26 protein-coding genes are annotated in these 25,773 nt (G+C 68.0%); 12 read left to right on the top strand and 14 right to left on the bottom strand.

Features of this window, described 5'->3' with window-relative positions; all coding sequences use genetic code 11:
* Positions 1-14: 14 nt before the first annotated feature.
* The 3 genes from ACW4E8_RS01310 to ACW4E8_RS01300 all read right to left on the bottom strand — a co-directional run bounded on the left by ACW4E8_RS01310 (position 15) and on the right by ACW4E8_RS01300 (position 3,200).
* Positions 15-992 carry an alpha-ketoacid dehydrogenase subunit beta gene (locus tag ACW4E8_RS01310; RefSeq protein WP_456802863.1) on the bottom strand — a complete coding sequence of 326 codons (978 nt, stop codon included), beginning with the start codon at positions 990-992 and terminating at the stop codon, positions 15-17.
* 45 nt (positions 993-1,037) lie between these two features.
* On the bottom strand, positions 1,038-2,123 hold the full coding sequence (pdhA, locus tag ACW4E8_RS01305; RefSeq protein ID WP_456802862.1) for a pyruvate dehydrogenase (acetyl-transferring) E1 component subunit alpha: 1,086 nt from the start codon (positions 2,121-2,123) through the stop codon (positions 1,038-1,040).
* Between the two features lie 255 nt (positions 2,124-2,378).
* Positions 2,379-3,200, bottom strand: a complete 822-nt coding sequence (locus tag ACW4E8_RS01300) for a MetQ/NlpA family ABC transporter substrate-binding protein (protein ID WP_010810904.1) — start codon at positions 3,198-3,200, stop codon at positions 2,379-2,381.
* A gap of 183 nt (positions 3,201-3,383) precedes the next feature.
* Here ACW4E8_RS01300 and ACW4E8_RS01295 point away from each other — a divergent pair, with 183 nt between their 5' ends.
* Positions 3,384-3,740 (top strand): hypothetical protein, encoded by a 357-nt coding sequence (locus ACW4E8_RS01295; RefSeq protein ID WP_456802861.1) that lies wholly within the window; start codon positions 3,384-3,386, stop codon positions 3,738-3,740.
* Between the two features lie 294 nt (positions 3,741-4,034).
* The gene (locus tag ACW4E8_RS01290; protein ID WP_456802860.1) at positions 4,035-4,994 is read left to right on the top strand and encodes a lysylphosphatidylglycerol synthase domain-containing protein; all 960 of its coding nucleotides are present in this window, start codon (positions 4,035-4,037) and stop codon (positions 4,992-4,994) included.
* 115 nt (positions 4,995-5,109) lie between these two features.
* On the opposite strand, the gene ACW4E8_RS01285 is transcribed toward ACW4E8_RS01290, so the two are convergent.
* Positions 5,110-6,384, bottom strand: coding sequence for an O-acetylhomoserine aminocarboxypropyltransferase/cysteine synthase family protein (locus ACW4E8_RS01285; RefSeq protein WP_456802859.1), 1,275 nt, complete (start codon positions 6,382-6,384; stop codon positions 5,110-5,112).
* An 89-nt stretch (positions 6,385-6,473) separates the two neighbouring features.
* Here ACW4E8_RS01285 and ACW4E8_RS01280 point away from each other — a divergent pair, with 89 nt between their 5' ends.
* Positions 6,474-7,523, top strand: a complete 1,050-nt coding sequence (locus ACW4E8_RS01280; RefSeq protein WP_456803021.1) for an RNA-guided endonuclease InsQ/TnpB family protein — start codon at positions 6,474-6,476, stop codon at positions 7,521-7,523.
* A 303-nt stretch (positions 7,524-7,826) separates the two neighbouring features.
* Here ACW4E8_RS01280 and ACW4E8_RS01275 read toward each other — a convergent pair whose 3' ends face one another.
* Genes ACW4E8_RS01275 through ACW4E8_RS01255 form a run of 5 tightly spaced genes read right to left on the bottom strand, consistent with a single transcriptional unit; the run spans position 7,827 to position 12,429 of the window.
* Positions 7,827-8,789, bottom strand: coding sequence for a TauD/TfdA dioxygenase family protein (locus ACW4E8_RS01275; RefSeq protein ID WP_456802858.1), 963 nt, complete (start codon positions 8,787-8,789; stop codon positions 7,827-7,829).
* Positions 8,790-8,820: 31 nt separating this feature from the next.
* Positions 8,821-9,615: an ABC transporter ATP-binding protein gene (locus tag ACW4E8_RS01270; RefSeq protein WP_456802857.1), complete on the bottom strand. Its 795-nt coding sequence runs from the start codon at positions 9,613-9,615 to the stop codon at positions 8,821-8,823.
* Between the two features lie 32 nt (positions 9,616-9,647).
* Complete coding sequence (locus ACW4E8_RS01265; RefSeq protein ID WP_456802856.1) at positions 9,648-10,445, bottom strand: ABC transporter permease; 798 nt, start codon at positions 10,443-10,445, stop codon at positions 9,648-9,650.
* Positions 10,446-10,457: 12 nt separating this feature from the next.
* Positions 10,458-11,294, bottom strand: coding sequence for an ABC transporter permease (locus ACW4E8_RS01260; RefSeq protein WP_456802855.1), 837 nt, complete (start codon positions 11,292-11,294; stop codon positions 10,458-10,460).
* A gap of 4 nt (positions 11,295-11,298) precedes the next feature.
* Positions 11,299-12,429 (bottom strand): ABC transporter substrate-binding protein, encoded by a 1,131-nt coding sequence (locus ACW4E8_RS01255; protein WP_456802854.1) that lies wholly within the window; start codon positions 12,427-12,429, stop codon positions 11,299-11,301.
* 215 nt (positions 12,430-12,644) lie between these two features.
* On the opposite strand from ACW4E8_RS01255, the gene soxC reads away from it, so the two are divergent.
* The 7 genes from soxC (at position 12,645) to ACW4E8_RS01220 (ending at position 19,229) form a co-directional block, all read left to right on the top strand.
* A complete protein-coding gene (gene soxC / locus ACW4E8_RS01250) occupies positions 12,645-13,886 on the top strand; it encodes a sulfite dehydrogenase (RefSeq protein ID WP_456802853.1) in 1,242 nt (413 codons plus the stop codon).
* Positions 13,873-14,460 carry a c-type cytochrome gene (locus ACW4E8_RS01245; protein WP_456802852.1) on the top strand — a complete coding sequence of 196 codons (588 nt, stop codon included), beginning with the start codon at positions 13,873-13,875 and terminating at the stop codon, positions 14,458-14,460. The genes soxC and ACW4E8_RS01245 overlap by 14 nt, the downstream gene beginning before the upstream one ends.
* 176 nt (positions 14,461-14,636) lie before the next feature.
* Entirely contained in the window at positions 14,637-15,566 is a 930-nt protein-coding gene (locus ACW4E8_RS01240; RefSeq protein ID WP_456802851.1) for a TauD/TfdA dioxygenase family protein, read from the top strand.
* 81 nt (positions 15,567-15,647) lie between these two features.
* Positions 15,648-16,658 carry an ABC transporter substrate-binding protein gene (locus tag ACW4E8_RS01235; RefSeq protein WP_456802850.1) on the top strand — a complete coding sequence of 337 codons (1,011 nt, stop codon included), beginning with the start codon at positions 15,648-15,650 and terminating at the stop codon, positions 16,656-16,658.
* Positions 16,659-16,660: 2 nt separating this feature from the next.
* Positions 16,661-17,497 carry an ABC transporter ATP-binding protein gene (locus ACW4E8_RS01230; protein ID WP_456802849.1) on the top strand — a complete coding sequence of 279 codons (837 nt, stop codon included), beginning with the start codon at positions 16,661-16,663 and terminating at the stop codon, positions 17,495-17,497.
* Between the two features lie 16 nt (positions 17,498-17,513).
* Complete coding sequence (locus ACW4E8_RS01225; protein WP_456802848.1) at positions 17,514-18,395, top strand: ABC transporter permease; 882 nt, start codon at positions 17,514-17,516, stop codon at positions 18,393-18,395.
* Between the two features lie 60 nt (positions 18,396-18,455).
* Positions 18,456-19,229, top strand: coding sequence for a methyltransferase domain-containing protein (locus tag ACW4E8_RS01220; protein ID WP_456802847.1), 774 nt, complete (start codon positions 18,456-18,458; stop codon positions 19,227-19,229).
* 2 nt (positions 19,230-19,231) lie between these two features.
* Here the strand turns inward: ACW4E8_RS01220 and ACW4E8_RS01215 are convergent, their stop codons facing one another.
* Both ACW4E8_RS01215 and ACW4E8_RS01210 read right to left on the bottom strand, forming a co-directional pair.
* On the bottom strand, positions 19,232-19,600 hold the full coding sequence (locus tag ACW4E8_RS01215; protein WP_456802846.1) for a helix-turn-helix domain-containing protein: 369 nt from the start codon (positions 19,598-19,600) through the stop codon (positions 19,232-19,234).
* Between the two features lie 161 nt (positions 19,601-19,761).
* The gene (locus ACW4E8_RS01210; protein ID WP_010810922.1) at positions 19,762-19,995 is read right to left on the bottom strand and encodes a hypothetical protein; all 234 of its coding nucleotides are present in this window, start codon (positions 19,993-19,995) and stop codon (positions 19,762-19,764) included.
* A 447-nt stretch (positions 19,996-20,442) separates the two neighbouring features.
* Between ACW4E8_RS01210 and ACW4E8_RS01205 the strand changes: the two genes are divergently transcribed.
* Both ACW4E8_RS01205 and ACW4E8_RS01200 read left to right on the top strand, forming a co-directional pair.
* Entirely contained in the window at positions 20,443-21,192 is a 750-nt protein-coding gene (locus tag ACW4E8_RS01205) for an IclR family transcriptional regulator (protein ID WP_456802845.1), read from the top strand.
* Positions 21,193-21,404: 212 nt separating this feature from the next.
* The gene (locus ACW4E8_RS01200) at positions 21,405-22,649 is read left to right on the top strand and encodes a diguanylate cyclase (RefSeq protein WP_456802844.1); all 1,245 of its coding nucleotides are present in this window, start codon (positions 21,405-21,407) and stop codon (positions 22,647-22,649) included.
* Between the two features lie 5 nt (positions 22,650-22,654).
* Here ACW4E8_RS01200 and ACW4E8_RS01195 read toward each other — a convergent pair whose 3' ends face one another.
* The 3 genes from ACW4E8_RS01195 to nfsB form a co-directional block, all read right to left on the bottom strand.
* Positions 22,655-23,548 (bottom strand): citryl-CoA lyase, encoded by an 894-nt coding sequence (locus ACW4E8_RS01195; RefSeq protein WP_456802843.1) that lies wholly within the window; start codon positions 23,546-23,548, stop codon positions 22,655-22,657.
* A complete protein-coding gene (locus ACW4E8_RS01190) occupies positions 23,545-24,744 on the bottom strand; it encodes a CaiB/BaiF CoA transferase family protein (RefSeq protein WP_456802842.1) in 1,200 nt (399 codons plus the stop codon). Before ACW4E8_RS01190 ends, ACW4E8_RS01195 begins: the two co-directional genes overlap by 4 nt.
* A 126-nt stretch (positions 24,745-24,870) precedes the next feature.
* A complete protein-coding gene (nfsB, locus tag ACW4E8_RS01185) occupies positions 24,871-25,524 on the bottom strand; it encodes an oxygen-insensitive NAD(P)H nitroreductase (RefSeq protein ID WP_456802841.1) in 654 nt (217 codons plus the stop codon).
* Positions 25,525-25,773 lie beyond the last annotated feature (249 nt).

Genomic DNA, 25,773 nt, shown 5'->3' with positions numbered 1-25,773 from the left:
CGGCAATTCCCGCGTTATGCCGCCATCGCCTTGCGCGCCGCGTCGACGATGCGGGCGACGCCAGGCAGGTAGGTGTATTCCAGCCGCGCCAGCGGCACCACGGTGTCGAAGCCGGTCACGCGCTGCACCGGCGCGGCCAGTGAGTAGAGGCCCGCGTCGGCCAGCTGCGCCGCGATCTCGGCGCCGAAGCCGGCGGTGCGCGGGGCCTCATGCACGATCACGCAGCGGCCCGTGCGCGTCACCGATTCCAGGATGGTCTGCATGTCCAGCGGCTTGAGCGTGGCCACGTCGATGACCGTGGCCGTCACGCCCTCGCCGGCCAGTGCGTCCGCGGCGGCGAGCGTCTCCTGCACCATCGCGCCCCAGCTCACCAGCGTGATATCGGTGCCTTCACGCAGCGTGAAGCAGGTGTCCAGCGGCAGCGCCGCGCCGTCGTCCGCCACTTCCTGGCGGAACAGGCGGTACAGCCGCGTGGGTTCGAGGAAGATGACTGGGTCCGGATCGGCGATGGCCGCCAGCAGCAGCCCGTACCCGCGCGCAGGCGATGAAGGCACCACCACGCGGATGCCTGGCATATGCGCGAACATCGCTTCCGGGCTTTCGGAATGATGCTCGGGCGCATGGATGCCGGCACCGCACGGCGAGCGCACTACCATCGGACACGACAAGCGCCCGCGCGTGCGGTGCCGCATGCGTCCGGCGTGGTTGATGATTTGATCGACCGCCGGGTAGATAAAGCCGGTGAACTGGATCTCGGCCACGGGCTTGAGCCCCATTGCCGCCATGCCGATGGCCGCGCCGACGATGCCGCCTTCGGCAAGCGGCGTATCCATGACGCGCGCCGCGCCAAAGCGCGCCTGCAGGCCCGCGGTGGCGCGGAACACGCCGCCATTGACGCCGATATCCTCGCCCAGCAACAGCACATCGGGATCGTGATCCAGCGCATGGGCCAGCGCCAGGTTGACTGCTTCGACCAGATTGATTTCCGCCATGGTTCGCTCGCTGTGGTCGCTACGTGGAGGCGCAGGGTTCGCTGCTTATCCGTGCGGCGCCGGGAAGCGCCGGGCAATCTCCAGCTGCGCCTGCAATTCGGCCGGCATGGCCGCGTACAGGCAGTCGAACATCGCGGCCGGATCCGGCGGCGGCATCGCCAGGTAAGTCTCCACGGCCTGCGCCACCTGCTGTGAGCAGGCCTTGACCAGCGCTTCCTCGCGCGCTGCGTCCCACGCGTGCAGCGCCAGCAGGTGCGTGCGCAGCCGCAGCAGCGGCTCTTCCTGCCAGTGCGCCTTGACGCTGGCCTCGTCGCGGTAGCGCGAGGCGTCGTCGGCGGTGGTGTGGTCGCCCAATCGGTACGTGATGGCCTCGATCAGCGCCGGGCCGCCGCCGGCGCGGGCGCGCGCGATGGCCTCGCCGACGCGGTGCCGCACTGCGACCACGTCGTTGCCGTCGACCTGCTCGCCGGGGATGCCGGCGGCAATGGCCTTCTGCGCCAGCGTCTGCGCCGCGGTCTGGCCGCTGCGCGGCATCGAGATTGCCCACTGGTTGTTGTTGATCACGATCACCAGCGGCGCGTGCCACGCGCCGGCCATGTTCATGCCCTCATAGAAATCGCCCTTGGAGGTGCCGCCATCGCCCAGCAGGCACACCGCCACGCGCGGCTCGCCGCGCAGCTGGAATGCATAGGCGGCGCCGGCCGCGTGGCAGACCTGGGTGCCGATCGGCACGCAGTTGGCAAAGTCATGCGGCGCCGCCGCAAAGCCGCTGCCGCGTTCGTCGCCGCCCCAGTACAGCAGGCTCTCGGTCATCGTGACGCCGCGCACAAACTGCGCCGCGTGGTCGCGGTACGAGGGCACCAGCACGTCTTCGGGCCGCATGGCAAAGGCCACGCCCACGCCGATGGCTTCCTGGCCGAGTGCCGAGGCAAAGGTGCCGATCTTGCCGGTGCGCTGCAGCGCAATCGCTTTCAGGTCGAACTGGCGCGTCAGCACCATCGCCTGGTACAGCGGCACCAGTGCGTCAGGATCGCTGGCGAATGGCGGAGGAGAAGAGGTGGGGGAGGAAGTGTCGCCCGGCGGGGCAAGGTAGCGGGTGTAGCCGATCTCAAAGCGCGCAACCGTGGACATGGCAGGTCTCTCGATGCGGTTGTCTCGACAGGATCCGCAGGGACGGCCGCGAGGATCTTCGCAGCTATCCGCAGCAATGATCGCGTTGTGATCCCTGCCGTGCTTTTTGGGCGCGGGGGACTTGAGCTTGAGTGTAGGGCATTTGCGCGGCGCGCGCGGCGCAAAATTGTCTTGCTGCGCACAATGCGCGCGACAGCGGCCCCAAATGCAAGAAAGCGCCTGACGGCGCTTTCTTGCTGGCGAGAGCGCGGTGGCTCAGCGTTGGTACGGCGGCTGGACGAAGCCCGCAAAGCGCTGCTGCGTCACGGCCTTGAACTCCGCCGACTCGTAGGCCTCGCGGATGTCCTTGACGAAGGGCTTGTTCAGGTCCGCCGTCTTCACCGCGACCAGGTTCATGTAGTAGTCAGGAATCTTCTCCAGCGCCAGCGCCGAGGTCAGCTTCAGGCCCGAGGCCAGCGCATAGTTGCCGTTGACGAAGGCGTAGTCCACGTCGTCGAGCGAGCGCGGCAGCTGGGCGGCTTCCAGCTGGATCAGCTTGAGCTTGTGCGGGTTGGCGTCGATGTCGCGCTCGCTGGCGCGGATCGGGTCGGTGCCCGGCTTGAGCGTGACCCAGCCGATCTGCTGCAGGATGGCGATGGCGCGCGCCAGGTTGGTGGGATCGTTCGGCAGCGACACGGTATTGCCGGGCTTCACCTCGGCCAGGCCCTTGTGCTTGCGGCTGTAGATGCCGATCGGCGCGGTCGGCACCTGGATCACGTCGGTCAGCGCCAGCTTGCGGTCGGCCGAGAACTTCTTCAGGTAGGCCACATGCTGGAACGCATTGGCATCGATGGCGCCGTCGGCCAGCGCCAGGTTAGGCTGCACGTAGTCGCTGAACTCAATGATGGTGACCTTGTAGCCGCGCTTTTCCAGCACCGGCTTCACGCCATAGCGGATCTGGTCGGCGTAGGGGCCGGCGGTGGCGCCGAAGCGGATTTCCTTCTTGTCCGGATCGGCCGCGCCCGCACCCTGCATCACGCCCAGTGCCAGCACCGCTGCCGCCAGCCGTGCGACGAAGCCGAATTTCCCGTATTGCATCTGATGCTCCCCGTTATGTTGTTGGAGGCCTGCAGCGTCTCGCCACAGCGTCGGCCCATTGTATGGAAAGGCAGGCAATAGGCGAACGAGTTATTACGCATGGTCATATGCCCCTGGTGAATATGGGCGCCGGCGCCTGGCTGCACTACGCTGAAGGACAGCGTCACCTGTTTGGAGGCGGCCATGCCCGAACAACTCACCCGGCATCCCGAAGTCACGATCCAGGTCTTGCGCAGCGCCGGGGCCAACTGCGGCGAGGGCGCCCCGCAGGCCATCCTCACGGCCTGCCCGCGCGAGCGCTTCTGCAAGCTGCCGGGCGGGGAGATCTGCGTGTATGGCCTGGACGGGGCGCCGGCGATGACGCAGTTCACGGCTGCCGACTGGCAGTCGCTCGCGCCCCTTGCGCGGGGCAGTGCAGATGTTGCCGCCGCGACGGGCTGGGACGGGACCACTGCCGCGGTGTTCATTGCCGGGCTTGCCGCCGGTGCGCTGGCGGCCGCGGCCCTGGCACGCTGGCGGCGCAGCCGTGGCCGGGGTTGAGGGGGTTGACGGGCCCGCGCTGGCACGGTGTTTGCGGCTTTCTCAGGTCATGACACCGATACAGTCCGCCTCCAATCGTTTCCGCCGGCCAGGGCACGGCGCAGAGCGCCGTCTGTCGTGTGGGTTCGGCGCGATCCCGTGCGCGCGCGAAAGCGCACTGCCGGAAACTTTTATCCTGTTTGAAGCCGAGGCAGGCCAGAAATTGCACGCCGGGCTGGCGGGCGCAGGCCTGCATTCCTGCACATTCCTGCCGCAGCCGGTCTGGCGGCGCGCGGCGACGAGGGGAGGCGCGCAATGATGGGCGCGACGACCTTCTCGGCCATCCGCCAGCATGCGCATTGGCCCGCGTGGCGCCGTGCCATCGGCATCCTGTTCATCGCCGCGGTGCTGGCGCTGATCGCGCGCAAGCTGGGCACCATCGACTGGAACGCGGTGCTGGCCGCGCTGCGCGGCTTCAACGCCCGCACGCTGGTGCCGGCGGCGGCCTTCGTTGCACTGAGCGGCTTGCTGTACAGCCAGTTCGACCGGCTTGGCTGCCACTATGCCGGACACCCGTTGCCGGCGCGGCGGGTGATGGCGATCTCTTATGTCAGCTACACGCTCAGCCTCAACCTTGGGGCCACGCTGGGCGGCGCGGGCGTGCGCTATCGCCTGTACACGCGCGCCGGGCTGACCCTGCCGCAGATCTGGAGCCTGTTCGTGGTGGTGGTGAGCAGCAACTGGCTCGGCTATGCCTTGCTGGCGGGGGGCATCCTGGCGGCGCAGCTGGTGGTGCTGCCGCCGGAGTGGGGCATTCCCGCGGTGCTGACACGGGTGCTGGGCGTGCTGATGCTGGCGGTGCCGGCTGCCTACCTGGCTGCCTGTGCCGCCTGGCACGGCCGGCACCGGACCGTGCGCGACCACGACATCTATGTGCCGTCGGTGGGTTTCGCGGCGCTGCAGTGCCTGTTGTCGGCGGCCCACTGGATGGCGATGGCGGCGATCCTATATTCGCTGCTGCATACGCATGCGGGGTACTTCACGGTGCTTGGGGTGTTGCTGGCCTCGGGGCTGGCGGGCGTGGTGGTACGGGTCCCGGGGGGCCTCGGCGTGATCGAGACCGTGTTCCTGACGATGCTGGGCGGGCAGGTGCCGCACGGGCTGCTGCTGGCGGCGCTGATTGTCTATCGCGCGTTGTATTACCTGATTCCGTTGATGATCGGGGCGATCAGCTACTTTGTGCTGGAGGCGCACGGCAAACGCGGTGGAGGGTAGGTTGTGGTCGAGAGATAGCTTTCGAGAATGCTGTCGCCCCTCGCATATGCACCCCTCTCCCGCAAGCAGGAGAGGGGTGCAATCCGGCAGGTCGCTCTGACGCCTGAGCCTGTACTCAGGCCGCCGCGAGCGCGCGGTCCAAATCCTCGATCAGATCATCGATATGCTCGATTCCGACTGACAGCCGCACCATGTCCTCACTGACGCCCGCTGCCTTCAATTCATCAGCATTGAGCTGGCGATGCGTGGTCGACGCCGGATGCGTGGCCAGCGACTTGGCATCGCCGATATTGACCAGCCGCGTGAACAGCTGCAGCGCATCCAGGAAGCGCGCGCCGCCTTCACGGCCGCCTTGCTTCAGGCCAAACGACAGGATGCCGGGACCGCGCCCGCCCAGGTACTTCTGCACCAGCGCGTGGTCGGCATGGTCGGGCAGGCCGGCAAAGTTGACCCAGTCCACCTTGGGATGCTGCTGCAGGTGGCGGGCGATCGCCAGCGCGTTCTCGGTGATGCGATCCAGCCGCAGCGCCAGGGTCTCGATGCCCTGCAGGATCAGGAAGGCATTGAACGGCGACAGCGCCGCGCCGGTATTGCGCAGCGGCACCACGCGCGCGCGGCCGATATAGGCGGCCGGGCCCAGCGCCTCGGTGTAGACCACGCCGTGGTAGGACACGTCGGGCTCGTTCAGGCGCTTGAAGCGCTCCTTGTGCTTGGCCCACGGGAACTTGCCGCTGTCGATGATGGCGCCGCCGACGCTGTTGCCGTGGCCGCCCAGGTACTTGGTCAGTGAATGCACGACGATGTCCGCGCCATGCTCGAACGGACGGCACAGGTAGGGCGACGGCACCGTGTTGTCGACGATCAGCGGCACGCCGTGGTTGTGCGCCACGCGCGCGATGGCTTCGATATCGACCACGTTGCCGAGCGGGTTGCCCACCGACTCCACGAAGATCGCCTTGGTGCGCGCGTCGATCAGGTCGCCGAAGCTGGCCGGGTTGCGGCCATCGGCAAAGCGGGTCTCGATGCCGGACTGCGGCAGCGTGTGCGCCAGCAGGTTGTAGGTGCCGCCATAGAGCTGGCTCGACGAGACGATGTTGTCGCCGGCCTCGGCAATGGTCTGGATGGCATAGGTGATCGCCGCCATGCCAGACGCCAGCGCCAGCGCGCCCACGCCGCCCTCGAGCGCGGCCAGGCGCTGCTCGAGCACGTCGTTGGTCGGGTTCGTAATGCGGCTGTAGATATTTCCCGCGACTTTCAGGTCGAACAGGTCGGCGCCGTGCTGGGCAGAGTCGAACGAGTATGCCACGGTCTGGTAGATTGGCACGGCCACCGCTCGCGTGGTGGGATCGGGCGAATAGCCGCCATGGACGGCCAGGGTTTCCAGTCTCATTAAACTTGCTCCGATATGCCCGGCCCTTGAGGACGGGGCGTGAAAAGAATGCTGTTGGCAGCAAGCAATCCCAAATTAGAATGACCGGCATGCTTCTGGTCTATCGCTACCGGGTAAAGTCGCTGAACGGCCTGCTCAATCAGCAGAGTCGCGCGGTGAACTACGTTTGGAACTTCTGCAATGACACGCAGAAGCACGCGCTCAAGTGGGGCAAGAAATGGCCCACGGGTTTCGATCTGAACGTGTTGACGACCGGCAGCAGCAAGGAACTCCGTATCCATTCCGGCACCGTCAACGCGGTTTGCGAGCAGTACGCCAAGTCGCGTAGCCAGCATCGCAGGCCCTATTTGCGCTATCGCGGCCGCAGGTCCCTCGGTTGGGTGCCCCTCAAGGGGCGAGATCTCAAACGTTCGGGTGAGGCATTCCGCTTTGCCGGCAATACGTTTCGCGTGTTCAACTGCAGGCCCCTCCCCGAGGGCAAGATCAAGGACGGCACGAATTTCTCCCGCGACGCGCGAGGCAACTGGTTCCTGAACATCGTGATTGAAGTTGCCGACACCCAGGCCCGGTCCCCGGCACGCGGCGTCGGCATCGATCTCGGCTTGAAGGATCTGGCCACACTCTCCACCGGCGAGAAGATCGAGAATCCGCGTCACCTTGGCCAACTCGAGCAAGCCCTTGCCAAAGCGCAGCGTGGGCGCAAGAAACGACAGGCGACGAACCTCCACGCGCGCATCGCCAATGCGCGGCGCGACTTCCTGCACAAGCTCTCGCATCGCATCGTGCGGGACTTTGACTACATTGCGGTGGGTAATGTGAACGCCGCCGGCCTCGCCAGGACCAGCATGGCGAAGTCCGTCCTCGATGCGGGCTGGTCGTCCTTCCGCACAATGCTCGCGTACAAGGCGATTGCGCATGGCGCGTGGTACGAGGAAGTCGACGAACGTTTCACCACCCAGGTCTGCTCTTCGTGCGACGCGATGCCGCCGGAGAGGCCGAAAGGTATCGCAGACCTCGGAATAAGGCAGTGGGTATGCAGTGAATGCGGTGCTGTACATGATCGCGATGTGAACGCTGCGCTAAATATTCTTGCCCGATCGGGACATCGATCGCCTGCAGAGGGAATCTCCTCCCATTAGGGAGGGGAGGATGTCAAGATCCGGCTGTGGATATAGCTGCCCGCTTTCAGGTCGAACAGGGCGCTGTGCCGGACGTAATCGATGTATAGGCTGTCGTTCAGTGGATCGCTAGGGCACGGCGAGCGTTTTGGGTCGATGGATTAGCTGCCTTGACAGCCTGGATTCCCAGTGTCAGACCTTCTCCCTGTTGTGCGCTGAACCGGCGCGTCGGCTCATTGGCCGTTGCCCTGCAGCGCGGTCGCTATGTTTGCGGATTTTCCCCAGCATGGGAAGGAAGACTATTGCATTTGGGTATGCGTGCGATCAGGCCGCTTGCCGTTGCGCGGCACCGGCGGACTGGTTGGCCGGCGCCGCGCCCTCGCTGCGCACGCCCGCCTTCACCGCCTTGCTGCGGCGGCCATCCACGCCGACCGGGATATCGCCGGCCACGGTGGCGCGGCGCACCACGCGGTGCGCGTCGCCATAGTCGTTGATGGCGTAGTGCTGGGTGGCGCGGTTGTCCCAGATGGCGACGTCGCCCGCGCGCCAGCGCCAGCGCACGGTGTTCTCCAGCCGGTGCACATGGCCCTGCAGCACGGCAATCAAGTGCGCCGAATCGGCCGACGAGTAGTCCAGCAGCTTCTTGACGAAGTGCCCCAGCACCAGCGTGCGTTCACCGGTTTCGGGGTGCACGCGCACCACCGGGTGCTCGGTCTCGTAGAGCGCCGAGGTGAATACCTCGCGGTAGCGCTTCAGCCCTTCGTCGCTGGGATTGACGCGCGTTGCCGCGTAGTCGTAGTCGTTGGTGTGCAGCGCCCACAGCTTGTCGGCCAGTTCGCGCAGCGGCTCGGGCAGGTCCTGGTACGCGGCGGCGGTATTGGCCCACACCGTGTCGCCGCCGGCGGCGGGAACGGTCACGGCGCGCAGCACCGAGACCGCGGGATAGGCCAGGTCGAAGGTCACGTCGGTATGCCAGGAGTTGGCGCGGCCGCCGTGCTGCGAGTCGAGCTCAAGCAGCTGCGTGCCGTCGCGCGAGGGCACGGTCGGGTGCGGCACGGTGTCGCCGAGCAGGCGCGCAAAGCCCTGCTGTGCGGCATCGTCCAGATGCACCTGGTCGCGGAAGAACAGCACCTTGTGCTTGAGCAAGGCTGCGCGGATGGCGGCGAAGGTGACGGGCGGCAGGTCGCCGTGCAGCGCGACGCCGCGGATCTCGGCGCCGATGCGGCCGGCTACCGGGTGGATGTCGAGCTGGACGGTCTGGTCTTGCGTGGCGTTGGCTTGGGTCATCACGAAGCTCCGGGGATGTAAGAGGGCTGGGTCAGGCGAGTTCAGGTTCGGGTGCCCGCTGCACGACAGGCTCCTGCCCGGCGAATTCGCGCAGCACGGCATCGCGCACCCACGCGAAGGGAAGTCCGGCGCGTTCGCGCGGATGCGGCAGGTCCACCGGCAGGATGCGGCGGATGCGGCCGGGCCGGGGTTCCATCACCACCACGCGGTCGCCCAGGAAGACCGCTTCCTCGACATCGTGGGTGACCAGGATCATGGTGATGCCCTCGGCCTGCCAGATGCGCTGCAGCTCCTGCTGCAGGTAGGCCCGCGTCATCGCATCGAGCGCACCGAAGGGCTCGTCGAGCAGCAGGATCTCGGGCCGCGTCACCAGTGCCCGCGCAATCGCCACGCGCTGCGACATGCCGCCAGAGAGCTGGTGCGGATGGGCCTGCTCGAAGCCGCGCAGGCCTACCAGCGCGATATGCTCGGCAACGTTGCGGTCTTTCTCCGCGTCGCTGCCCGGCATGTTGAGCAGCGCCAGCCGGATGTTCTGCTCGACTGTCAGCCACGGGAACAGGCGATGCTCCTGGAACACGATGCCGCGCTGCAGGCTGGTGCCCGATACGCGCTTGCCGTCCAGCAGGATCTCGCCGCGGTAGTCCTCTTCCAGGCCGACCACCAGGCGCAGCAGGGTGGACTTGCCGCAGCCGCTGGCGCCGACAATGCTGACGAACTCGCCCGGGGCGATGGTCAACGTGATGTCCTCGAGCACGGGCAGCGCCCGGCCCTCGACTTCGTACTGCTTGTGCAGGTGCGCGATGCTTAGCGTGCCGGCGTGTGGCATAGGGGTCTCCGATCAATAGGGGGTGGTGCGGCTCAGCCGGCGGCCACCGAGCGCCCGCGCCAGGCGAGCAGGTGGGATTCGATGCGGCTGGCAATCCAGTTCAGCGTGAAGCCGACCAGGCCGACCACGATCACGCCGAAGATCACCAGGTCCATCCAGAAGTTCTCGCGGCCGTCGGTCATGGTGTTGCCGATGCCCTTGCCGGATACCAGCAGGTACTCCGCGCCGAGCGTCGCCAGCCACGCATAGATCAGCCCCAGGTGGATGCCGGCGAAGATCGACGGGGCCGCCGACGGCAGCACCACGCGCCACAGCACCTGGCTGTGGTTGAATCGCAAGACACGCGCAACTTCGAGCAGGTCGGCCGGCACGGCGCGGATGCCTTCGAAGGTGTTCAGCACCACCGGGAAGAATGCGGCCAGCGACAGGAACACCACCTTGGCGGCATCGCCCAGCCCGAACCAGACCGAGATCAGCGGGATCCATGCAAACAGCGAGATCTGCTTGACGGTATGGAAGCTGGGGCCCACCAGGCGTTCGAACAGGCGCGACAGCCCAAGCGCCGTGCCGAACACCAGCCCGGCGCTGGCGCCGATGGCAAAGCCGGCCAGGTCGCGCCACAGGCTGGCGGCCAATGCTGTTGCCAGCGCGCCGCTTTGTACCTGACGCACCGCGGTGTCCCAGACGCTGGATACCGGTACCAGCAGCGGCGAAGTGGTCCAGCCAAAGCGCACGGCGGCCCACCACAGCGCGAGCAGCGTGAGCGGCAGCACCCAGCCGCGCAAGGCGCGGGGCAGGCGCATACGGGGGCGGATAGCAGAAGTGGTCATCGCGGCCCCGCCTCAGAAGCCCGGCTTGCGCCAGCGCAGCACCGCGCCTTCGGCCAGCGCCAGCGTCTTGTCCAGCGCAAAGCCCACCACGCCCACCACCACCACGGCGGCCAGCACCATGTCCAGCTGGAACAGCTGGCGCCCATAGACGATCATGTAGCCCAGCCCTTCGGACGAGGCCAGCAGCTCCACCACCACCAGCGCCAGCCACGCGTGCGTCAGGCCGTAGCGCACCCCGTTCCACACCGGCGCGGCCGCGGCGGGCAGCACCACGCGCGACAGCGTCTGCCAGCGCGTGAGCTGCAGCACCCGCGCCACTTCCAGGTAGCGGGTCGGCACGCTGCCGATGCCCTTGTACGTGTTCAGCGCCACCGGCACGAAGGCGGCCTTGGCGATCAGGATTACCTTGAGCGCCTCATCGATGCCGACCAGCAGCATCAGCAGCGGCAGCCAGCCCAGCACCGGCACCTGGCTTAACGCCTTGAAGGTCGGGTAGACGTAGTCGCGGAAGGTCGGCGACAGGCCCATGGCCGCGCCCAGCGCCAGCCCGCCGGCCAGGCCCACGGCAAAGCCGCCGGCCACGCGCAGCGCGCTGATCGCCAGGTTGGCCTGCAGCTCGCCGCTTTGCCACAGGTCGGCCAGCGTGCGCGCCACGTCCTCGGGTGCGGGCAGCACCTGCGGCGGAATCCATGCATTGCGGGCGGCCATATACCAGATCAGCAGCAACGCCAGCGGCACGGGCCAGGCCAGCAGCCAGCGCGTGGCATCCTGCCAGCGCAGTGGCTTGCGCGGAGTAGCCACGCGCGGCGCTGCTGCGGCGGGCAGTGAAAGCGAATCGGTGACGGACATGATGTCAGGCTCCCAGGATCTTGCCGTTGGGTTGGTAGACGGGCCAGTAGCTCTGCAGGCTCAGGTCGGTGAGCGCCGCCTTCAGGAAGCGCTGGTCGATCCACTGGTCCACGTCAAAGCGCGCACGGCTCAGCTTGAAGCGATAGGCCTGCTCGACCGCATCCTTGTAGCGGCTGACCAGGAAGGGATCGAAATTCGGGTTCAGCCGCACCCGCAAAGGCTCGCCGTCAAAGTCTTCCTTCCAGTGGTCATAAGGCGTACCCGCACGCGCCCAGGTGCGCAGCACTTCTTCGCGATGGCTTTCGTCCGAGGCCCACCGCGCCGCCTCGACCGCGGCCTTCACCAGGTGCTGCGTGGCCTCCGGATAGCGCCCGGCGAAATCGTCGCTCACCAGCACGTGGCTTTGCCGTGTGTAGATCGGCGACTGGTTCTTGCTGGAGTACAGGATGCGCACCGCGCCCTTGTCGCGCAGGCGCAGGATGTCCATGGCGCCGATGGCGGCGTCGATGTCGCGCGTGGACAGCGCCGCCAGGTAGCCGGCCGTGTCCAGGTTCAGCAGGCGCAGGTCCTTGTCCGACAGCCCGTTCGCTTCCAGCAGGCGCAGCGCGGGCAGATGCATGTTGGTGCCCTTGAACAGCGACACGCGCTTGCCGCGCAGGTCGCTGACCGTCTTCAGCGGCGAATCGGGCGGCACCCCCACGTAGATGTTGGCGCGCACGCCGGTGGCCAGCACCAGCCGCGTCTTCAGGCCGGCGGAGCGCGCCACGATGGACGGCAGGTCTCCTTGCAGCGCAAAGTCGAGCTGGCGGTTGGCCAGCGCCTCGTTGACGGCGGGGCCGGCGCCCTTGAAGAAGAACCACTCCACGCGCGTGCCGGTTGGCTTGAACGATTCCTCCAGCCAGCCGCGCGCATGGGCAATCGCCAGCGAACTGCCGGCAAAGCTGGGCGGCGTGCCGGTGGCGGGCTGGGCCACGCCGACGCGGATCACGTCGGGCCGCGCGGCCGGGCTGGCGCTGAACGCGGACAGCGGCGACAGTGAAGCCGCCATGCCCAGCCCAGACCAGGCCGCGCGGCGCAGCAGCTCGCGGCGGGTCAGCGTGTGTGCAGCGGTGGCATCGGGGCGCGGGGTCGTCATCGTGCAGACCTTCTTGAAGTGGAGGACGGCTCCACGATAAGCGGCGCTGCGCGCGGACCTGAACGAATGATTCCGGCTTTGGTTATCGGCCCCGCGCATATGGCGCGCAGCGCGGCGTTGGCATATCGGCATGCAATCTTCTTCGTTGGCCGAGTGCCTGCGCTGTCCTACAGTCTGCACATTTTGAATCCTGCCAGGCGGACCACGCCCTCACGATGAGCAATAACCTTCCTTCCGGCCGCCGGCGCTTCCTGCAGCGCGGGGCGGTGCTGGGTGCCGCCGCGGCTGGCGCCGCCACCGCAGCGCGCGCTGAACCCCTGACGGTTGCGCCGTGGACGCGCACGCCGGGCGAGCCCGTGCTGTGGCATCCCTATGGCCAGCCGTCTCCGTTCGAGAAAGACGTGGTGCGGCGCAGCCGCAGCGCGGCGCCGCTGCCCGGCGCCAATTCGTCGATGACGCCGCTGCAGGACCTGCGCGGCATCATCACGCCGACCGGGCTGGTGTTCGAGCGCCATCACGCCGGCATTCCGCTGATCGACCCGGCGCAGCACCGGCTGGCGGTGCATGGCCTGGTGGCGCGTCCGCGCATCTTCACCATGGACGACCTGGTGCGCCTGCCGTCGGTGTCGCGCATCCATTTCCTGGAGTGTTCGGGCAACACCGGGCGCGAGTGGAAGGCGCCCGGTGCGAAGTCCGTGCAGATTAGCCACGGCTTGCTATCTTGCTGTGAGTGGACCGGCGTGCCGTTGTCCGTGGTGCTGGACGAAGTTGGCGTGGCGCCGGATGCGGCCTGGGTGCTGGCCGAAGGCGCCGACGGCGCGGCCATGACGCGCAGCGTGCCGCTGGCCAAGGCGCTGGAAGACGCGCTGCTGGTCTATGCGCAGAACGGTGAGATGCTGCGGCCCGAGCATGGCTATCCGCTGCGGCTGTTCCTGCCGGGCTACGAAGGCAACATGAGTATCAAGTGGCTGCGGCGCCTGAAGCTGGGGCGCGCGCCGTTCATGTCGCGCGAAGAGACCGCCAAGTACACGGATTCATTGCCCGACGGCAGCGCGCGGCAGTTCACCTTCCTGATGGACGTGAAGTCCGTGATTACCTTTCCAGCGCCGGACCACAAGCTGCGTGAGCGCGGGTTCTATGAGATCTCGGGCCTGGCATGGTCGGGCCACGGCCGCATCCGCCGCGTCGAGGTGTCGGTCGATGGCGGCCGCAGCTGGCGCGAGGCGCAGTTGCAGGACCCGGTGCTCGACCGTGCGCTGGTGCGCTTCCGCCTGCCGTGGCGCTGGGATGGCGGGCCAGTGTCGCTGGAGAGCCGCGCCATCGACGAAGCCGGCAACGTCCAGCCCACGCCGGACCAGCTGGTGGCCGCGCGCGGCGTGGCTTCCACCTATCACTACAACGCGATCCAGCGCTGGCGCGTGGCCGCGGACGGGAGTATCGCCAATGCGCGCGCTTGAACGGATCAGTGGTACCGCCGCGGTGCTGGCGCTGGCTTGCGCTGCGCAAACGGTCCTTGCGCAGGCATACGGCATAGGCCGCCCCGTCAGCGAGCACGATCTTGCCGCATGGAATATCGACGTAACCCCGGACGCCGCCGGCCTGCCGCCGGGCAGTGGTACGGTTGCGCGGGGCCAGCAGGTCTATGCGCAGCACTGTGCCGCGTGTCACGGCGCCAATGGCGAAGGCAAGCCGGCCGATGCGCTGGTGGGCGGGCAGGGCACGCTGAAGGACGCCGCCAGGGGCAAGGACCCCGTCAAGACCATCGGCAGCTTCTGGCCCTACGCGACCACCGTATTCGACTTCATCAACCGCGCCATGCCCTACAACGCGCCGCAGAGCCTGGCGGCGGACGAGGTCTATGCGGTCACCGCGTGGCTGCTGCACAAGAACGGCATTTTGCCCGCCGATGCGGTGCTGGATGCGCGCACGTTGCCGCAAGTGAAGATGCCGAATCGCGATGGCTTTGTCGCCGACGCGCGTCCGGACACGGCCAACGTGCCGTGCCGCAGCGGCTGCCCCGGCAAGCCCTGATGGCCCGGGAGTACGGCGCTTGCCGTGGGCCAAATGTCGAGACATGGATATGCGATAAGCGGATAAGGGCCAGCAATATGATTCGTTGACCGTGCAATGGCCGGCTCTCTACAGTGCAAGCTTGTACGCGGCATCCCGGATGCCGCATCGGCTTCCCCCGTATGCCAGAGCTTGCCATGACGACCGCAACCGCCCACGCCAGTGTTTTGCGCCAGCAGAGCGCGCCACTTTCCACCGCATTTTCTGCAGACGCAGGCACCTTCGAGATCCGTCCGCTGGACGCGCCGCTGGGCGCGGAAGTGATAGGGCTCGACTTGTCGCAGCCGCTGTCCGACGCGGATTTTGCCCGCATCCATCGCGCCCACCTCGACTACCACGTGGTGGTGTTCCGCGACCAGCAGATCACGCCCGCGCAGCAGATCGATTTCAGCCGCCGCTTCGGCCCGTTGCAGATCCACGTGCTGCACCAGTTCCAGCTGCCGGGCCATGCGGAAGTGCTGGTGGTGTCCAACGTGGTCGAGAACGGCAAGCCGATCGGGCTGGGCGATGCCGGCCACTTCTGGCATTCGGACCTGTCGTACAAGGAAAAGCCCAGCCTCGGTTCGCTGCTGCATGCGCGCGAGCTGCCCGCCGAGGGAGGCGATACGCTGTTCGCCAACATGCACCTGGCCTGGGACACGCTGCCGGCTGCGCTGCAGCGCGCCGTCGATGGCCTGCAGGCCGAGCACACCTACCTGGCGCGCTACGCCGAGCTGCAGCAGCGCAGCCCGTGGCGGCCCAACCTGACGCCGGCGCAGATTGCGCAGGTCAGGCCGGTGCTGCAGCCGGTGGTGCGCACCCATCCGGAAACGGGGCGCAAGGCGCTCTTCGTCAGTGAGCACTTCACCACGCGCATCGCCGGCCTGCCCGAGGATGAAGGCCGCGAACTGCTGGAGCAGCTGTTCGCGCACAGCGTCAAGCCGGCACATATCTACCGCCACCAGTGGCAGCCACATGACCTGGTGTTCTGGGACAACCGCTCGCTGCTGCATCTTGCCGCGGGCTGTCCGCCGGAACTGCGGCGCGTGATGTACCGCACCACCATCGAAGGCGACGTGCCGCGCTGAAGGCGGCAGCGGTATCGCAAGTCATCCCAGGGCGTTCGCAGTGGCGAGCGCCAATCCAACGCATTCCCCGGAGTCTTGATCATGTTCTCTCGTTTTTCCCGCAAGCTTGGCCTGCTGGCGCTGAGCGCCGGCCTGGCATTCACCGGCACCGCACACGCCGAAGGCAAGCTGCGCATTGCCGAGCAGTTCGGCGTGGTCTACCTTGTGCTCAACGTGGCGCGCGACCAGCAGCTGATCGAAAAGCACGGCAAGCAGCAGGGCGTTGACATCAAGGTCGAATGGACCCAGCTGTCGGGCGGCGCGGCAGTCAATGACGCGCTGCTGTCCGGTGCCATCGATATCGCCGGCGCCGGCGTGGGCCCGCTGCTGACGCTGTGGGACCGCACTCACGGCAAGCAGAACGTGCGCGGCGTGGCGTCGCTGGGGAACTTCCCGTACTACCTGGTCAGCAACAACCCCAAGGTGAAGTCGATTGCCGACTTCACCGAGAAGGACCGCATCGCGCTGCCAGCCGTGGGCGTGTCGGTGCAGTCGCGCGTGCTGCAGCTCGCCGCCGCCAGGCAATGGGGCGACAAGGAGTACAACCGCCTCGACAAGTGGACCGTGGCGGTGCCGCACCCGGATGCCGCCGCGGCGATCATTTCCGGCGGCACCGAGATCACCGGCCACTTCGGCAATCCGCCGTTCCAGGAGCAGGAACTGGCCGGCAACCCCAACGCGCGCATCGTGCTGAATTCGTATGACGTGCTGGGCGGCCCCAGCTCCTCCACGGTGCTGTACGCCACCGAGAAGTTCCGCAACGACAACCCCAAGACCTATCGCGCCTTCGTCGATGCGCTGGCCGAGGCCGCGGCGTTTGCCACCGCCAATCCGGAAGCGGCCGCCGACATCTACCTGCGCCAGAGCAAGGCCAGGACCGACCGCGCGCTGCTGCTGCGCGTGCTGAAGAACCCGCAGGTGCAGTTCCGCGTGGCGCCGCAGAACACCTTTGCGCTGGCCTCGTTCATGCACCGCGTGGGCGCGATCCGCAACCAGCCGAAGTCCTGGCAGGACTATTTCTTCCAGGACCCGGTCACCGCGCAGGGGAGCTGAGCATGGCCATCCACAATCTGCGCGTGGTGTCGGAGCGCGCCACGCCCCTGCTGCAGGTGGACGGCGTGTCGCTGGAGTACCGCACGCCCGAGCGCATCGTGCGCGCCACCCATCGCGTCAGCTTCGACGTGCATGCCGGCGACCGCTTCGTGCTGCTGGGCCCGTCCGGCTGCGGCAAGTCCACGCTGCTGAAGGCGGTTGCCGGGTTCGTGCCGCCCAGCGAGGGCGAGATCCGGCTCGAAGGCCGGCGTGTGCTGCAGCCCGGCCCGGACCGCATCGTGGTGTTCCAGGAGTTCGACCAGCTGCCGCCGTGGAAAACGGTGGTGCAGAACGTGATGTTCCCGCTGCGGCAGGCGCGCAAGCTGTCGCGGGCGGAGGCCCGCGAGCTGGCGCTGGACAGCCTGCACAAGGTAGGGCTGGCCGATTTTGCCGATGCCTACCCGCATACGCTGTCGGGCGGCATGAAGCAGCGCGTGGCGATTGCGCGCGCACTGGCCATGCGCCCCAAGGTGCTGCTGATGGACGAGCCCTTTGCCGCGCTGGACGCGCTCACGCGCCGGCGCATGCAGGAAGAGCTGCTGGCGCTGTGGGACGACGCGGCCTTCACGCTGCTGTTCGTCACGCATTCGATCGAAGAGGCGCTGGTGGTGGGCAGCCGCATCCTGCTGCTGTCGCCCCACCCGGGCCGCGTGCGCGCGGAACTCAACAGCCACCAGTTCAGCCTGGCCAGCCAGGGCGGCGCTGAATTCCAGGCCGCCGCGCAACGCATCCATACCTTGCTGTTCGACGAGCCCGCCGCCGAGGCCGCGCCGCGTGCGCGCAGCGCGGCGGGCCGCTGAACCGGGACATCGCATCATGACGCAACCGACACTGACACTGGCCGACACGCTTCGGCCCGAATACGAACGCGAGCCTGAATCCTTCACCGAAGCCCCGCTTGCGCGCGCGCTGCCGTGGCACCAGCGCCTGTGGCAACACGGCTGGCTGCGCAAGGCGGTGATCCTGCTGGCGCTGGGGCTGATCTGGGAGCTGGTGGCGCGCGTACAGGACAACGACCTGCTGCTGCCGTCGTGCCTGGCCACGATGCGCGCCTTTTCCGAGGCGGTGGCCAGCGGCGAGCTGCCGGGCAAGGCGGCGATTTCGCTGTCGGTGCTGCTGCGCGGCTATGCGGCCGGCATCGTGCTGGCGTTCGTGCTGACCTCGCTGGCGGTGTCCACGCGCTTCGGGCGCGATGTGCTGGACACGCTGACGGCCATGTTCAACCCGCTGCCGGCGATCGCGCTATTGCCGCTGGCGCTGTTGTGGTTCGGGCTGGGCACCGGGAGCCTGGTCTTCGTGCTGGTCCATTCGGTGCTGTGGCCGCTGGCGCTGAACATGTACGCGGGCTTCCAGGCGGTGCCGCCGACGCTGCGCATGGCGGGCCGCAACTACGGCCTGCGCGGGCTGCGCTATGTCGCGCTGGTGCTGGTGCCGGCGGCGCTGCCAGCGATCCTGTCGGGCCTGAAGATCGGCTGGGCCTTTGCCTGGCGCACACTGATCGCGGCCGAGCTGGTGTTCGGCGCATCGTCGGGGCAGGGCGGGCTGGGCTGGTTCATCTTCCAGAACCGCAATGAGCTCTATACCGACCGCGTGTTCGCGGGCCTGGCCGCGGTGATCCTGATCGGACTGCTGGTGGAGGGGCTGGTGTTCACCACGCTGGAACGGCTGACCGTGCGCCGCTGGGGTATGCAGCACTAGCCTTGCCCGACGCCGGTATGAAGCGTAGGCTCGGCACCGGTAACCAACCGGAGCCCGCCGATGACCGCCGCCATCCACCACGCCGCCGCACAGGGATTCGCCAGCCAGGCCGATACCTACGCGCGCGGACGCCCCGAATATCCCGCTGAAATCGACACCTGGCTGCGCGGCACGCTGGGCGTGCGCGCGGGCCGCACCGTGCTGGACCTGGGCGCTGGCACCGGCAAGTTCACGCGCCGGCTGGTGGAGACCGGGGCGACGGTGATCGCGGTCGAACCGGTGGCGCAGATGCGCGCGCAGCTGGCCGCGGCGCTGCCGTCGGTGCAGGCGCTGGAAGGCAGCGCCGAAGCCATCCCGCTGCCCGATGCCAGTGTCGATGCCGTGGTCTGCGCACAGGCCTTCCACTGGTTTGCCAATGCGCGTGCGATGGCGGAAATCGGCCGCGTGCTGCGCCCCGGCGGCCGGCTCGGGCTGGTATGGAACGTGCGCGATGAAAGCATGGACTGGGTGGCGCAGCTGACGGCCATCATGACGCCGTACGAAGGCGACGCGCCGCGCTTCTACAAGGGCGACTGGAAGCGGGTCTTTCCCGCCGAGGGCTTCGGGCCGCTGGCGCTGCAGAGCCTGCCCTACACGCATGTGGGGGCGCCGCAGCAGGTGATCGTGGACCGGGTGATGTCGGTGAGCTTTATTGCCGCGCTGCCGGCGGCGGAGCAGGCCCGCGTGCGCGCACGGCTGCAGGCGGTCATTGACGGGCATCCCGCGCTGGCGGGCCGTGCCGAGGCGGCTTTCCCTTATCGCACCGAAGCCTATTGCTGCGAACGGCTGGCCTGACGCTACATCGTCGCCTGCCGCACCCAGAATGCGGCGCCGTGGCGCGCAATGGCGCCGGGCTCGGGTTCCCGGGCCGTCGCGGCAGGCTGACTGGCACGGATGCCGGCCTCGATCTGTTCCCAGATGGCCAGCATGGCGACGACCTTGGGCAGTGCGTTCACGCCCGTGGATGTCGGCAGCCAGTCCGGGCCGCAAGTGCGGAACAGCGGCTTGTCGAGCGCGGCCTCGAGGCGGCGGATATGGTAGTACAGCCTTTGCGGATGGATGCGCAGCGCTTGCGCGGCGCGGACGGCATTACGGTGCCGCATCACTGCGACATAGGCGCGCAACGACAGGAAGCTGACGCGCCGGTTGCTGGATGGGTAAGCCATGCCTGGGCCATGGCCGGGGCATGCTTGGCGCTTGACTGAAAGCACGGTGCCCGGCGGATCGAAAGTGAATCGATCTTAGCGGGACGCAGGCTGGCTGGAGAGTGCGGCTTTCCGAAATGACCCCGGGAAATTTCTGCAATGCGGGGTGGCGCGAACCGGGCTCAGTGCATCGGCAAATGGCCGATAGCGGTCAGCGCCTGCACCACTTCGGGCGACAGGCGGCGTTCCCTGCATGGCACGCCCGCGGTCTCCAGCGTGGTCCACAGGTCTGCGTCGCCGGTGACAATACGCTGCCGCAGGTGGGCCAGGTATGTGTACTCCGCGGAAGTCAGCGGGCGCGGGGCGCTACGCAGGTCATCCAGGATGGCGCCAAGCGAGAGGGCGGGAACGGTCATACCAGGGTCGGGAAAAGCACGGCGGTGAGACATTGCAGCGAGAGTACGGAAAGCAGCGCAGGGATTGCGCAAAGGTCAGCAACACATGATTTTATCCACCCCGTGCAGCGGCTGCTGAATCAAAAGCAGCTAACTTTCCCTCTAATTCCGCTTGCAAACCGGGGAGTGGCGAGTACGCGTACACAATGTGGCGCATGCGGTAGCCGAGGGGGCGGCGAAGGCGCTTGGGCGGCGGCCGGGGCGGCAGCAGGCGCCGGCCACGGTGTTGCAGAAAAACGCCAGCGCGCCGCGCGGTTACATGAATTCGTGCGGCGTCTGTTGCGCGAGGGCGCCGGACGTGTGCCGGTTCATTGACACGCAGCAGGGCGGATTGACAAGCCGGGATGCGTTCTATACGTTGGCGCATCGTTCCGTCATCCGGTCCAGCCAGGATCGCCGCCGTCCGCCATGCCACGCAAAGCCGCACAGGTTTCAGAAGCCGACAAGCACGCCGCCGCAGGCGGCGCCATCGCCGTGGACCGGGCGCTGTTCGTGCTGTCGGTGTTCCGTCTTGGCGATACCGCGCTGGGGCTGGCCGAGCTGGCGCAGCGCAGCGGCCTGTACAAGAGCACGCTGCTGCGCCTGCTGGCCTCGCTTGAGCACGCCGGGCTGGTGCGGCGCCAGTCCGACGGGCGCTATGGCCTGGGTCCCGAGGTGGCGCGGCTCAATGCCGTCTACGCGGCGTCGTTCTCATTGGAGGCAGTAGTGATGCCGGCGCTGCGCGAGCTGGTGCGCATCACGCGTGAAAGCGCGGCCTTCCATGTCGAGCAGGGCGAGCACCGGCTGTGCCTGTACCGCGTCGATTCGCCGCAGCCGGTGCGCGACCATGTCCGCGCCGGCGAACTGCTGCCGCGCGACCGGGGCGCCGGCGCGCGCGTGCTGCGTGCCTTTGCCGGCGAGCCCGGCCAGCTCTATGAGCGCATCCGGCACGAGGGCGTGGCGGCCCTGGTGGGCGACCGCAGCCCCGATCTTGCCGGGGTGTCGGCGCCGGTGTTCGGTCCCGGCGATGTGCTGTGCGGCGCGCTGACGCTGACCTGCCCGGCCTCGCGCTATCGCGAAGACTTCCGCGTCGATGTGCTGCATGCGGCGCGCGTGCTGACCCTGGCGCTGGGCGGCACCTTTCCGGACAGCATTGCGGACAACGCCACCCCGGGCTGAGCCGCCGGGCTTGCGTGTGCAGCCGGCCCGACCCGGCTTGTCGGGGGTGCCACGGCCCGGCGTGCGCGGGCTATCATGCGGCTGGCATTGAAAACAACGCACGTCACATGTTGTGAAAACAAGTGCGGGAGATGCCTGCATCGTGCCCCTGTGGCCTGATGCCCGCCGCTCGATATTGACGGTGCGGCAGACGGCATCCTTGAGGAAATCCCGTGCACCTGGACCAGCAGACCATTGCGGTGGTGATGATGGTGTTTTTCTGCAGCACGCTGATTATTGCGGTGGGGCTGGTGTTCGCGCTGCGCGCGAGCGAGGCGGGGCGGCTGTGGGCGTTCGGGCACGTGCTGGTCTCGGCCGCGGGCCTGGCGCTGGCCATCAGCGCGGCCAGCGGCACGGGCCAGCTGGGCACGCTGGGTGCGTTGGCGTTCGTGGCTGGCTGGCTGCTGATCTATCGCGGCGTGCGGGTCTATTACGGCGTGCCGGCCCATCCCGCGGCGCTGGCCGCCGCGGGCGTGATCGTGCTTGGCTTGATGGCGGCCACCAGCGGCATGCCCGACGGGCAGCAGGTGGTGCTGCGCATCGTCTACGGCTTGCTGGCGCTGGTGTCGATGGCCACCTTTGCCACGCTGGCGCGCGCCGGGCGCGGGCGCCGCAGCATCGGCGCGCCGCTGGTGCTGGTGGCCAGCCTGGTGCATCTGGCCACGCAGCTGGCCGGCTTCAGCCATGCCATGAACCTGCCCGTGGCGGGCGGCGCGCCGCTGACGCTGTTCTTTGCCGGCCCGGCCGGCTCGGCCTGGGTGCTGGCGCCGCTGATCGCCACGCTGCTGGGCCTGTTCGGCTTCACCATGATGGCGATGGAGCAGATCGTCGCGCACAACGAAAGCGGCGCGCGCGTGGATGCCCTGACCGGGCTGCTCAACCGCGGGGCGCTGGAGATGTCGGCACTGTCGCTGGTGGCGCGCTGGCAGCGCGACGGGCAGGCGCTGTCCTGCCTGGTGATAGACATCGATTATTTCAAGCAGGTCAACGATACCTTCGGCCACCACGCCGGCGACGCCGTGCTGCGCGAGGTCGCGCATGCGCTGGACAACTCGCGCCGCGCCTCGGACGTGGCCGGGCGCTACGGTGGCGAAGAGTTCTGCATCCTGTGCCCGCATACCGACGAGCAGCAGGCCTCGGCGCTGGCCAACCGGATCCTGCGCAAGGTGCGCGCGATTGAACTGCCCGCCGGGCACGGCCATGCCAGCGTCAGCATTGGCGTGGCGCAGCTGCGCGGCGGCCCGGGCAGCAAGGAAGCGCTGTGGCGCCTGTTGTTTGCCGATGCCGACCGCGCCCTCTACCACGCCAAGGAACATGGGCGCGACCGCTACGTGCTGGCCTCGTCCATGGCGGCGCCGGCGGCCGCGAGCGCATCACCCGCGCCGTTGCTGGAGCCAGAGCCCGACCTGGCCGGCTGACCCCGTTATGCCTGCCGGCCTGGCTCCGGCACGTCGCGCTGCGGCGCACCGTCATAGGTCCACAGGAACTGGCGCGGCATCGGGCCCTTGTTGCGCCCGCCCTCGCAGGTCTGCTCCCAGGCATGCGCCAGGATGCCGACCGAGCGCGACAGGCAGAACAGCCCCCGCGCCAGCGGTGCGGCAAAGCCCAGCTCGGCATAGATCACCGCGGTGGCGCCATCGATATTCATCGGGATGGGTTTGCCGCGGCCGGCACCCAGCGCCGCCTCGACCGCGCGCGCGATCCCCGCGTAGCGCCCGCTGACCACGCCGTTGGCCGCGGCCTGGTCGACCAGCGCCAGCAGCCGCGGCGCACGCGGGTCGACCGGGTGGAAACGGTGGCCAAAGCCGGCAATGAACTTGCCGTGCAGGTCGCGGTAGTGCTGCAGCGCGGCGGCGACGGCGTCGTCCATGGCGCTGCCCGCATCCAGCCGCTGCGCCACGTCCTGGTACAGCGCCACCGCCTGTTCGCCGGCGCCGCCATGCACGTCGCCCAGCACGTTGACGGCGGAAGCCATGGCGTTGTTCAGTCCCACGCCGCAGGTGGCCGCCATGCGTGCGATGGCAATGCTGGGCGCCTGCGGGCCGTGGTCGACCGCGGCCATCAGCGCCGCGTCCAGCAGCTCGCCCTGGCCGGGGCCGGGCAGCTCGCCGCGCAGCATCAGCCAGATCATCTGCGCAAACGAGACCCGGCCGATCAGTTGTTCGATCGGGTAGCCGCGGTAGCGGATCTCGCCCGGGCGCATGTCGATGATGCCGGTGCGCCACCAGTCCTGCGACAGGCGCTGGCCCGGGTCCATGGCGTCATGCTGGGGGTGGCCGGGGTGGCCGGGGTGGCGGTCGGTGTCGATGCCGCTCATATCGCGCGCTCCTCGCTCAGTTGGTCGATGTCCGCATCGCTGTAGCCCAGGCTGGCCAGCACCTGCCGCGTATGCTGGCCCAGCTCCGGCGGCGGCGTGTCCACGGCCGGGGCCTCGCGGTTGAGCTTGAAGCCGGTGCGCACCACGCGGATATCGCGGCCCACGCCGGGCGCATCGGCAAACTCGCCGATCATGCCGCGCTCGCGCACCTGCGGATGGGCCAGCGTCTGCGGCACGTCCAGCACCGGGCCGGCCGGCACGCCGGCCTCGGTCAGCAGCGGCCACCATTCGGTGGCCGGCTTCTTCGCCAGCTCTGCTTCCAGCGCTTGTGTCAGTTCCCCCCGGTTGGCCAGCCGCGCCTGGCGCTGCGCGAAGCGCGGATCGGCGGCCAGCTCGGGGCGGCCCAGCACGCGGCACACGGCTTCAAACTGTTCCTGCTTGTTGGCCGCGATATTGAGCAGCCCGTCCGCGGTGCGGAAAGTGCCCGAGGGGCTGGCGGTCATGTTCTCGTTGCCCATCGGCGCCGGCACCTTGCCGGCGATCAGGTGGTTGGACACCACCCAGCCCATGGTGGCCAGCGTGGCTTCCAGCATCGATACGTCGATGAAATAGCCTTCGGTGCGCTGGTGGTCCGCCAGCGCCGCCGACACCGCCAGCGCCGCGGTCAGCCCGCCGATGGTGTCCGAGACCGGATAGCCGACCCGCAACGGTGCGCTCTGCGCATCGCCGGTAATGCTCATCACGCCGGCCATGCCCTGGATGATCTGGTCATAGGCCGGCAGCCCGGCCAGCGGCCCGTCCTGGCCAAAACCGGAAATCGCGCAGTAGATCAGGCGCGGGTTGTCCTGCTTCAGGGTCTCGTAGCCCAGCCCGAGCCGGTCCATCACGCCGGGGCGGAAGTTCTCCACCACCACGTCGGCGCTTTGCACCAGCTTGCGGAACACCTCCTTGCCGCGCGCGTGCTTCAGGTTGAGGGTGACCGACTGCTTGCCGGGGTTCTGGGCCAGGAACGACACGCCCATCAGGCGCTGGTTCAGCCCGGCATCGGCGCCCAGCTGCCGGGCCAGGTCGCCGGTGCCGGGGGTTTCCACCTTGATGACTTCGGCGCCCAGGTGGGCAAGCTGGTGGCAGCAGAACGGCCCGGCCAGCACATTGGTGAGGTCGAGCACGCGGATATGGCGCAGGGGCTTTTGCATGGGGCTACGTCCGGCCGCGCATTCTTTGATGTTCCGTAGAACAGAATGACGGTCTTTAATATAGAACAGACGCAGCATAGGAGGGACATGCTGGCGTGTCAAGGCACGCGCATCCCCCGTCCGGACTTACAGGAACGTGAACACCTCTTCGCGCGTGAGCCGCGACTTCGGCAGCGCGGCATTGAAGTCCTGCGCGCTGCGATAGCCCAGGCTGACCAGCGCCACGCTGGTCAGTCCGCGCTCGCGCAGGCCCAGTTCGAGGTCGAGCGGGCCGGTATCGATGCCTTCCATCGGCGTGGCGTCCACGCCCAGCGCGGCCGCGGCCATCACCAGGCCGCCCAGCGCCAGGTAGACCTGGTGCGTCATCCAGTGCTGCAGGTCGCGCAGGTCGTAGCGGTGCACGTCGACAAAGCCGCGGCGGATCTTGTCCATGCCGACGCGGGCAGCATCATCGGCAAAACGCCCGTCGCGCTGCTCGGCCGCCAGGATGCCGGCCAGGTGGGCGGCATCCATTTCCGTGCGCACGCACAGCGCGATCACATGCGAGGCGTCCTGGATCTTCTGCGTGTTGTAGGGGTGGCGGTCGACGGTGGCGCGCGTCATCCGGGCCCGGCCTTCGGGCGTGGCGGCAACCACGAAGTGCCACGGCTGGGAATTGACCGAGGACGGGCTCTTGTGCAGCACGGCGAGCAGCTGGTCCACGGTGGCCTGGGGCAGGGTGCGGCCTGCCTCGAAGGCTTTTGTGGAATAGCGGGTGTCGACGATGTCAGAGAGATTCATGACCAGGCTCCAGGTGGATAGCGGGTGATGCAGGCAGCACCACGCCGAGGACGCCATGGTTCCAGTTGCCGTGCCATTGAAAAAGAGACATTTGGTTAGTACTGCCTTCAATGAATGTTTGAAAATAGCTTCCCGACAACACCGTCTGCCGGTCGGGCCTCCACGGTCCGCGCGACTGCCCTACAATGACGCCCCCGCCCGCGCCGGCCTTGCGCCGCGCGGGCCACTTTGTCTTGCAGGGAACGGAAT

It is taken from the genome of Cupriavidus sp. CP313, assembly GCF_054072015.1.
This window is presented reverse-complemented; position numbering and strand designations above follow the sequence as displayed.

Excerpts from the sequence above, each read along its gene's own strand:
- ACW4E8_RS01240 (WP_456802851.1), top strand. The coding sequence starts at position 14,637 with ATGACGACCGCAACCGCCCACGCCAGTGTTTTGCGCCAGCAGAGCGCG.
- nfsB (WP_456802841.1), bottom strand. The coding sequence starts at position 25,524 with ATGAATCTCTCTGACATCGTCGACACCCGCTATTCCACAAAAGCCTTC.
- ACW4E8_RS01275 (WP_456802858.1), bottom strand. The coding sequence starts at position 8,789 with ATGACCCAAGCCAACGCCACGCAAGACCAGACCGTCCAGCTCGACATC.
- soxC (WP_456802853.1), top strand. The coding sequence starts at position 12,645 with ATGAGCAATAACCTTCCTTCCGGCCGCCGGCGCTTCCTGCAGCGCGGG.
- ACW4E8_RS01225 (WP_456802848.1), top strand. The coding sequence starts at position 17,514 with ATGACGCAACCGACACTGACACTGGCCGACACGCTTCGGCCCGAATAC.
- ACW4E8_RS01195 (WP_456802843.1), bottom strand. The coding sequence starts at position 23,548 with ATGAGCGGCATCGACACCGACCGCCACCCCGGCCACCCCGGCCACCCC.
- ACW4E8_RS01285 (WP_456802859.1), bottom strand. The coding sequence starts at position 6,384 with ATGAGACTGGAAACCCTGGCCGTCCATGGCGGCTATTCGCCCGATCCC.
- ACW4E8_RS01210 (WP_010810922.1), bottom strand. The coding sequence starts at position 19,995 with ATGACCGTTCCCGCCCTCTCGCTTGGCGCCATCCTGGATGACCTGCGT.
- ACW4E8_RS01190 (WP_456802842.1), bottom strand. The coding sequence starts at position 24,744 with ATGCAAAAGCCCCTGCGCCATATCCGCGTGCTCGACCTCACCAATGTG.
- ACW4E8_RS01260 (WP_456802855.1), bottom strand. The coding sequence starts at position 11,294 with ATGTCCGTCACCGATTCGCTTTCACTGCCCGCCGCAGCAGCGCCGCGC.
- ACW4E8_RS01245 (WP_456802852.1), top strand. The coding sequence starts at position 13,873 with ATGCGCGCGCTTGAACGGATCAGTGGTACCGCCGCGGTGCTGGCGCTG.
- ACW4E8_RS01235 (WP_456802850.1), top strand. The coding sequence starts at position 15,648 with ATGTTCTCTCGTTTTTCCCGCAAGCTTGGCCTGCTGGCGCTGAGCGCC.
- ACW4E8_RS01270 (WP_456802857.1), bottom strand. The coding sequence starts at position 9,615 with ATGCCACACGCCGGCACGCTAAGCATCGCGCACCTGCACAAGCAGTAC.
- ACW4E8_RS01220 (WP_456802847.1), top strand. The coding sequence starts at position 18,456 with ATGACCGCCGCCATCCACCACGCCGCCGCACAGGGATTCGCCAGCCAG.
- ACW4E8_RS01300 (WP_010810904.1), bottom strand. The coding sequence starts at position 3,200 with ATGCAATACGGGAAATTCGGCTTCGTCGCACGGCTGGCGGCAGCGGTG.
- ACW4E8_RS01255 (WP_456802854.1), bottom strand. The coding sequence starts at position 12,429 with ATGACGACCCCGCGCCCCGATGCCACCGCTGCACACACGCTGACCCGC.
- ACW4E8_RS01280 (WP_456803021.1), top strand. The coding sequence starts at position 6,474 with ATGCTTCTGGTCTATCGCTACCGGGTAAAGTCGCTGAACGGCCTGCTC.
- ACW4E8_RS01205 (WP_456802845.1), top strand. The coding sequence starts at position 20,443 with ATGCCACGCAAAGCCGCACAGGTTTCAGAAGCCGACAAGCACGCCGCC.
- ACW4E8_RS01310 (WP_456802863.1), bottom strand. The coding sequence starts at position 992 with ATGGCGGAAATCAATCTGGTCGAAGCAGTCAACCTGGCGCTGGCCCAT.
- ACW4E8_RS01295 (WP_456802861.1), top strand. The coding sequence starts at position 3,384 with ATGCCCGAACAACTCACCCGGCATCCCGAAGTCACGATCCAGGTCTTG.
- ACW4E8_RS01265 (WP_456802856.1), bottom strand. The coding sequence starts at position 10,445 with ATGACCACTTCTGCTATCCGCCCCCGTATGCGCCTGCCCCGCGCCTTG.
- pdhA (WP_456802862.1), bottom strand. The coding sequence starts at position 2,123 with ATGTCCACGGTTGCGCGCTTTGAGATCGGCTACACCCGCTACCTTGCC.
- ACW4E8_RS01230 (WP_456802849.1), top strand. The coding sequence starts at position 16,661 with ATGGCCATCCACAATCTGCGCGTGGTGTCGGAGCGCGCCACGCCCCTG.
- ACW4E8_RS01215 (WP_456802846.1), bottom strand. The coding sequence starts at position 19,600 with ATGGCTTACCCATCCAGCAACCGGCGCGTCAGCTTCCTGTCGTTGCGC.
- ACW4E8_RS01290 (WP_456802860.1), top strand. The coding sequence starts at position 4,035 with ATGATGGGCGCGACGACCTTCTCGGCCATCCGCCAGCATGCGCATTGG.